At 34.0% G+C, this 8414-nt stretch carries 6 protein-coding genes; 2 read left to right on the top strand and 4 right to left on the bottom strand.

Going from position 1 to position 8414, the window contains the following annotated elements; all coding sequences use genetic code 11:
• Nucleotides 1–3678 (top strand): DNA polymerase III subunit alpha (dnaE, locus tag RMN92_RS02380; RefSeq protein ID WP_309607863.1); only part of this gene is annotated, 3678 nt, incomplete at its 5' end.
• Between the two features lie 72 nt (nt 3679–3750).
• On the opposite strand, the gene RMN92_RS02375 is transcribed toward dnaE, so the two are convergent.
• Nucleotides 3751–4077 (bottom strand): acetyltransferase, encoded by a 327-nt coding sequence (locus tag RMN92_RS02375; RefSeq protein ID WP_309607862.1) that lies wholly within the window; start codon nt 4075–4077, stop codon nt 3751–3753.
• Nucleotides 4078–4146: 69 nt separating this feature from the next.
• Here RMN92_RS02375 and RMN92_RS02370 point away from each other — a divergent pair, with 69 nt between their 5' ends.
• Nucleotides 4147–4629 carry a DUF2237 domain-containing protein gene (locus tag RMN92_RS02370; RefSeq protein ID WP_309607861.1) on the top strand — a complete coding sequence of 161 codons (483 nt, stop codon included), beginning with the start codon at nt 4147–4149 and terminating at the stop codon, nt 4627–4629.
• Between the two features lie 59 nt (nt 4630–4688).
• On the opposite strand, the gene frr is transcribed toward RMN92_RS02370, so the two are convergent.
• The 3 genes from frr to RMN92_RS02355 all read right to left on the bottom strand — a co-directional run.
• Nucleotides 4689–5252 carry a ribosome recycling factor gene (gene frr, locus RMN92_RS02365; RefSeq protein ID WP_309607860.1) on the bottom strand — a complete coding sequence of 188 codons (564 nt, stop codon included), beginning with the start codon at nt 5250–5252 and terminating at the stop codon, nt 4689–4691.
• Nucleotides 5253–5328: 76 nt separating this feature from the next.
• A complete protein-coding gene (pyrH, locus tag RMN92_RS02360) occupies nt 5329–6036 on the bottom strand; it encodes a UMP kinase (RefSeq protein ID WP_309607859.1) in 708 nt (235 codons plus the stop codon).
• 239 nt (nt 6037–6275) lie between these two features.
• Nucleotides 6276–8414, bottom strand: a 2139-nt coding sequence (locus RMN92_RS02355; RefSeq protein WP_309607858.1) for an efflux RND transporter permease subunit, incomplete at its 5' end; no start/stop codon positions are given.

The raw sequence follows: 8414 nt of genomic DNA, 5'->3' as shown, positions 1-8414 counted from the left end.
GCCAATTTAATGGGTGCTTTTCATTTTGTTCGCGATGTTTTAAATCAGAATAAAATAGCTTCCGCTAAAAATGCTACGGCTATAGAAAATGGCGAGCCTGCCATTGAAGTTGAAATGAAACCTATTGTTGGTTGCGAATTTTTTGTTTGCAACAATCACAAAGATAAAACCCAAAAGGACAATGGTTATCAAGTGGTTTTCTTGGCAAAAACCAAAAAAGGCTATCATAATTTAGCCAAAATGTCTTCCATTGCTTACACGGAAGGCTTTTATTACGTGCCTAGAATAGATAGAAATATAATTGAACAATACAAAGAAGATATCATTATTTTATCTGGAAATCTATATGGTGAAATTCCAAGTAAAGTTTTGAATCTTGGAGAAAACCAAGCCGAAGAAGCTTTACTTTGGTGGAAATCGCAATTTGGTGATGATTTCTATTTGGAATTAATGCGGCATAATCAGGAAGATGAAAATCGAGTGAATCAAACTCTAATTTCTTTTTCAAGAAAGCATAATGTAAAACTTATTGCCACAAATAATACGTTTTATATCTCTAAAGATGATGCCAATGCACACGATATTTTGTTGTGTGTGAAAGAAGGGGAGAAGCAAGCCACACCAATAGGTCGCGGTCGTGGCTATCGTTTTGGATTGCCCAATCAAGAATATTATTTCAAATCGGATGACGAAATGAAACAATTATTTTCAGACTTACCCGAAGCCATTGTCAACATTCAAGAAATTGTAGATAAAATTGAAATTTATTCACTTTACAGAGAAGTGCTGTTGCCAAAATTTGAAATTCCAACCGAATTTTTAATTTCTGAAGATGAAACCGATGGTGGAAAACGTGGCGAAAATTCTTTTTTACGACATTTATCAATGGTTGGAGCCAAAAAAAGATACGCCGAAATTACTATTGAAATTCAGGAACGTATCGATTTTGAATTATTAACCATAGAAAATTCTGGCTATCCAGGTTATTTCTTAATTGTGCAAGATTTCATTGCCGAAGCCCGAAAAATGGATGTTTCTGTTGGTCCAGGTCGTGGTTCTGCTGCAGGTTCTGTTGTGGCGTATTGCTTGGGAATTACCAATATTGATCCGCTTTTATACAACTTACTTTTCGAAAGATTTTTGAATCCAGATCGTGTGTCTCTTCCTGATATTGATATCGATTTTGATGATGAAGGTCGAAGCAAAGTCATGGATTATGTAATTCGGAAATATGGCTCTAAACAAGTAGCACAAATTATTACCTATGGAACAATGGCGGCAAAATCTGCTATTCGTGATACGGCTAGAGTACTGGATTTACCACTTTTTGAAGCCGATAAAATTGCCAAGTTGATTCCAGGATTGATTCCTGCAAAATGGAGTTTGTCTCGTTTTATGAACGATACCGAAGCCGAAATCAGAAAAGTATTGCGTCCCGAAGATTTTGATAAAATGAAAGAATTAATCAATCTTTCCAAAGATGAAGATTTGAGTGGCGAAACCATTCAGCAAGCACAAATTCTAGAAGGAAATCTTCGAAATACTGGAATTCACGCTTGTGGAGTGATTATTACGCCAAGCGATATTACCAATTTTGTACCTGTAACTACCGCCAAAGATTCCGATTTATATGTGACCCAATTTGACAACTCGGTGGCGGAAAGTGCTGGATTATTAAAAATGGATTTCTTGGGTTTGAAAACCTTAACTTTAATAAAAGATACAGTAAAATTGGTCAAATACAGATCAGGCATTCAACTCGATCCTGATACTTTTCCTATTGACGATGTCAAAACATACGAACTTTTTCAGCGTGGTGAAACAGTTGGAATTTTTCAGTATGAAAGTGCTGGAATGCAAAAATATATGAAAGAATTGAAACCGACAGTTTTCAATGACTTGATTGCGATGAATGCGCTGTATCGTCCAGGGCCAATTGCTTATATTCCGAGTTTTATTAAACGAAAAAATGGCGAAGAACCCATAGAATATGACTTAGAAGCTTGCGAAGATTTGCTAAAAGATACTTACGGAATTACGGTTTACCAAGAGCAAGTAATGCTTCTGTCGCAAAAACTAGCCGATTTTTCTAAAGGAGATGCCGATGTTTTACGTAAAGCCATGGGAAAAAAACAGCGTGATGTTCTAGATAAAATGAAACCAAAATTCATCAGTCATGCTATGCTAAATGGTCATGCAGAAGATAAATTAGAAAAAATTTGGAAAGACTGGGAAGCCTTTGCAGAATATGCTTTCAACAAATCGCATTCTACCTGTTACGCTTGGATTGCCTATCAAACAGCCTATTTAAAAGCCAATTATCCAGCCGAATATATGGCTGCAGTTTTGTCCAACAATATGAGCGATATTAAGCAAGTTTCGTTCTTTATGGAAGAATGCAAACGTATGGGATTGCAAGTTTTGGGTCCAGATGTAAATGAATCTTTTTATAAATTTACCGTAAACGACGACTATGCGGTTCGTTTCGGAATAGGCGCCGTAAAAGGCGTTGGAATGGGCGCCGTAAATACCATTGTCGAAAATAGGAAGGACGGCAATTATAAATCGATTTTTGATTTGGCAAAACGCGTGGATCAACGTGCTGCCAACAAAAAAGCCATTGAAAATTTAATTTTAGCGGGCGGTTTCGATTGTTTTACAAATACACACAGAGCACAATATTTTCATACCGATGGAGACAATTTGACTTTTTACGAAAAAGCCATTCGTTTTGGTGCGAAATTTCAAGAGAATGAAAACTCATCTCAAATAAGTTTGTTTGGCGATGCAAGCGATGTTCAAATTGCCGAACCCGTTGTTCCACCTTGCGAAGAGTGGAATACCATGGAAAAATTGGCCAAAGAAAAAGAAGTAGTAGGCATTTATATTTCGGGACATCCGCTGGACGATTACAAATTTGAAATGAAATATTTCTGTAATAATAAGTTGGAATCACTCAAAAATTTAGAACAATTTATTGGAAAAAATCTCTGTTTTGGCGGAATTGTGACCAATGTGCAACATCGAACAGCCAAAAACGGGAAAGGTTGGGCAACTTTTGTTTTGGAAGGTTATGACGAAAGCCACGAGTTTAGAATTTTTAACGAAGAATATTTAAAATTCAGACATTTTTTAGGGCAGAATCATTTTGTTTTCATCAAAGTAAATATCAAAGATGGTTGGGTGAATAGAGAAACTGGTAAAAAATCGGATCCACAAATTAATTTTATGCAAGTGCAATCGTTGCAAGATGTTTTAGGTAGTTTTGCCAAAAAACTGATTATTCATTTGGATATAAAAGAGCTACGTGAAGACATGGTAACCAAATTAAATGCTGTTTTCAGTTCAAATAAAGGCGACAGTGCAACCGTTACTTTTGAAATTATGGAAATTGAAAAAAGCACCAAACAAGTCACTACAATTTCTGAACCCATTAAGGTGGAAACGAAGGAATCAGATGTTTTGTTTGACGATGGAACTTCAACCGAAGAAGTGGTTTTTACCGAAGAAATATCAGAAGAAGATGAGGTGCCAATTGCTGTAGAGAGCATTTCTCAAGTTGAGGAAACTTCCGTTTTAAACAGAATATCTATGCCAAGCAGAAAACTGAAACTTAAAATTTCTAACGAGTTGTTGTTTGAATTAGAAAAAATGCAGGTTAATTTTAAGTTGAATTAAATTTGAAAACTATTCAGTTTAAAAAGGAAACACGAATTTCACAAATTTTCACGAATTAAATATGCTGAATTATTATTCAAAGAGATTGAGGATATTATGCACATTTGAATTGTTATCAGTTTTTCTAAAAGCCAAACTTTTTTCATTGTCTGACAATAAGATTACTTTGTCTAATAAATAACTTGAAAGTAAGGTTAACGCATTTTTTAACTGATCATCACTGGCATATTTTGTAAAAGGTCTTTTAATTATAATGCCCCATTTACTATTAACTGTATTATCATAAGCTATTCTTAGATAACAATGATTTCTAAAATTTAATTCCAGATTATATTGTGTATCCAACTGGTTTGAAAGTTTTATTAATTCAGATATTAAATCATTTTTATTTTGTTTCATAGCATAATTTCTTGGTAAATTTAATGTAATTTTAGATTTTAAAATCAATTAGATTAAAAATTTGTGCCAATGCTAACTTTTAATAATTTTATAGTTGCTTTACTTTTTTTAGGTTATGTAGCTATTGCCCAAGAAAAATCGCAAGAAAATTGCGGGAACATCAAAACTAAAACTAAAAAAACCATGACCAATACAGCGCAATTGAATGTACTAGGAGAACCATTGGTACTAGCGAGCAAAAAACCAATGACAGGTTTTTATAGAAATGGTTATTGCCAAACCGATGCCAACGATAGAGGTTTACACGTTGTAGCGGCAATTGTTACCGACAAATTTTTAAAGTATTCGTTATCCAAAGGCAACGATTTGATTTCGGCTTATTCGCCAAGCAACTTTCCAGGTTTAAAAGCTGGTGATACTTGGTGCTTGTGCGTTTTGCGATGGAAAGAGGCTTTCGATGCTGGCGTGGCACCACCCGTTTTGCTTGAGGCTACAAATATAAAAGCATTGGAATATGTAACTTTGGAACAGTTGAAATCTGTAAAAGAATAGTTAGTTCTGAATTCACTATTTACTTCAAAATATTGAAGTAAATAGTGAATTTAAATATTTTAAACCTTCATAATTTCTGCTTCTTTGTTAACTAAAAGTTCATCTACTTTTCTAATATAACTATTGGTTAAATTTTGAACGCTTTCTTCGGCAGTTTTACAAATATCTTCTGAGGTTCCTTCTTTTTCTAATTTTTTAATTTCATTATTAGAATCTTTACGAACGTTTCGGATGCCTATTTTTGCATCTTCGGCTTCGACTTTGGCTTGTTTTGCCAAATCTTTTCTTCTTTCTTCGGTAAGTGGCGGAACACTTATTATAATTAAATCTCCATTGTTCATTGGATTAAAACCAATATTGGCTATCATAATTGCTTTTTCAATTACTTGCAACATATTTTTTTCAAAAGGTTGCAATGTTATGGTTCTAGCATCTGGAACGCTAATTTTAGACACTTGAGAAAGTGGTGTTGCAGATCCATAATAATCGACAAAAACACTACCGAGCATAGCAGGTGAAGCTTTTCCAGCACGAATGTTTAAAAATTCTTTTTCTAAATGTGCAATTGAACCATCCATTGATTCTTTGGTGCTATCCAATATAAAATCTATTTCTTCAGTCATTTTTTTAAGATTGTTAGATTGTTGGATTATTAGAATTCTCGAAAAATCGAATCATCTACTAATCGAATTATCTCTATTATATATTTACTACAGTTCCAACATTTTCGCCAGAACAAATTTTAAGTAAGTTGCCTTGTTTGTTCATATCAAAAACTATAATGGGCAATTTATTTTCTTGGCTTAGTGTGAAAGCAGTTGTATCCATGACGTTCAAACCTTTTTTGAGTACATCATCAAATGAAATGGTATCAAACTTTATGGCGTTTTTATTTTTTTCTGGATCTTCAGAATATATTCCGTCTACGCGAGTTCCTTTTAAGATAACATCTGCATTTATTTCGACACCACGCAAAACGGCAGCAGTATCGGTAGTGAAATAAGGATTTCCTGTTCCTGCACCAAAAATTACAATTCTGTTTTTTTCTAAATGCCTTACGGCTCTTCGTTTTATATAAGGTTCGGCAATGGCTTCGATTTTTAAAGCAGTTTGTAGTCTGGTAAGCATTCCTTTTTCTTCGAGTGCGCCTTGGAGTGCCATTCCGTTGATGACCGTGGCAAGCATTCCCATATAGTCACCTTGCACGCGATCCATACCATTGCTGGCACCAGAAACGCCTCTAAAAATATTTCCTCCGCCAATTACTATAGCAATTTCGACACCTTTGTCGTGTATTTGTTTGATTTCGTCAGCATATTCGGCCAAACGTTTTGGGTCGATTCCATATTGTTTATCGCCCATTAATGCTTCGCCGCTTAATTTGAGGAGAATTCTCTTGTATTTCATTCCCGGTTGTATTTTTTACGTTGTGTTATGCAAATATAAATATATTATGCATTTATAGAAAAATGATTTATAAAATTTTTGGGAATGGGTGGTTCATGGTATAAATAGCTTATAATTATATTCGGATTGTCTTGAAAAAAAATTACCACGAACTACACTAATTCCCACTTATTCATTTGTGGTAACTATTGCAGTTTGTGGTAATAAAATATTAAAATTTTATTTTAAGATTGAACTGTTTAGCGTTTTAGCCTTCTGTCGCGCAACCAATATTTGGTTCTTTTTACTAGATAAAACATGACTGGAACCATGACTAGTGTTAAAACTGTAGCATACGATAAACCAAAAATGATGGTCCATGCTAGTGGCGCCCAAAAAATTACATTATCGCCACCCATGTAAAGATGCGGATTCAAATCTGTTATCAAGCCAAAGAAATCAAAATTTAGACCAATTGCCAAAGGGATTAATCCTAAAATGGCGGTTAAGGCGGTTAATAAAACGGGTCGCAAACGAGATTTTCCAGAAATAATAATTACTTCTTTAATTTCGGCAATAGTCAAATCATCGTGCGATTCGACTTTTTTATCGGCAACTTTCGCGTCTAATAATAAGACAAAGAAATCCATAAGTACTATTCCGTTTTTCACGACAATTCCAGACAATGCAATAATTCCCATCATGGTCATTAATATCACAAAATCCATTCCTGCAAAAACGTAGCCATAGAAAACACCTGAAAAACTTAATAAAACGGTGAACATAATGACCATTGTTTTTGAAATGGAATTAAACTGTAAAACAATAATAATTGTGATACTCGCCAGTGCCAAAAGTAATGCGCCAAAGAGGAAACTTGAATCTTTTTTCTGTTGTTCTTGCTCACCTGAAAATGAATAGGTAATATCTCCAGCCATTTTATAGTTTGCTGTTGATAATGCGGATTCAATTTGTTTTGTGATTCCGTCACCATTTGCGCCAGTCAAAACATTAGAATAAATGGTCATGACGCGTTTTGAATCTTTACGTTTTATCTGATTAAATGTATATTTTTTCTCTGTGGTCGAAACAGCTGAAATTGGAACTTGAATAATTTGACCGTTATTTTGATTGCGGAATGTCACGGGTTGGTTAAACAAGATGCTTTCACTTTTTCGTTGGTCTTCTTGCAAACGCATCGTGATGTCGTAATCGTCATCTCCTTCTTTATATTTTGAAATTTCTTGACCATAAATGGCGCGACGCATTGTGAAACCTACTTGTCCAGTTGTTGCACCCAAACTACCTACGCCAACTCTATCGATTTTCATTTCAAGTTCTGGCGATTCTTTATTTACATCTATACTTAATTTTTCTATTCCAGAAATATTTTTAGAATTGATAAAAGAGATCACCTTATCGGCTTCGACCAACATTTGATCATAGTTGGTTCCAGACAATTGTAAACTTATTGGATAACCTGATGGTGGACCAGCAGCATCTTTTTCGACCGTGATTTTGGCTCCAGCAATATTTTTTACTTTGGCACGAATTTCTTCTAGAATTTGGTTGGTATCAACACCTTGACGCAAATTAAATTCAACAAAGTTTACTGTAACTTTTCCTTTATAAGGCGTTTCAGATTGGTTACCAGAATCTACATTTGGATTTCCTGCGCCAATACCCACTTGGGAAACAATACTTTCTGCTAAGAAATTTTCATTGGTATTTTTGTCAACATATTTTTTTAAAACTTCAATTACTTGTTGTTCAACAAACAAAGTAGCTGTATTGGTTTTAGAAATGTCGGTTCCTTGCGGATATTCAATATAAACTATATTTTGTTTCGGAACATTGTTTGGAAAAAACAACACTTCTCTAGGGAAAATTCCAAGTAAAACAAATGAGAAAAACAATAAAAATACAATAACTCCTAACGAAATTACGGCACGTTTTCCAGTCAAAATTTTACCCAGAAAAACTTGGTATTTGGCTTCTAATTTTGGGAAAAAACTATGTTGGAAATCTTGTGTCCATTGGTAAACTTTTAAATGATAAGCCCAAATTAATGCGAGATAAATTAATGATAAATGGCAAATTACTTTTGAAAAAGTTTCACTAAAAATTATAATTATTATTCCAAAATAACCAGTTATTAAATAGCCAATTAATCCAAACAACAATGCAATTGCAAGTAAAATTATAGTTTGATTTTTTAATTTCTTTTTAGAAATATTTCTATCTTCAATATCCATAAATCCTCCTGTCATTGCTGCATTTATTATCATGGCTACAAATAATGATGCACCCAAAACACAGGATAATGTTATTGGGAAATAAACCATAAATTTTCCAACAGTTCCTGGCCATAATGCCAATGGAATAAATGCTGCCAAAGT

The sequence above is a fragment of the Flavobacterium sp. genome (assembly GCF_031363805.1).
Classification (GTDB): Bacteria; Bacteroidota; Bacteroidia; order Flavobacteriales; family Flavobacteriaceae; genus Flavobacterium.
Note: the sequence above shows the minus strand (reverse complement) of the source record. Positions and strands in the feature narration are given on the sequence as shown.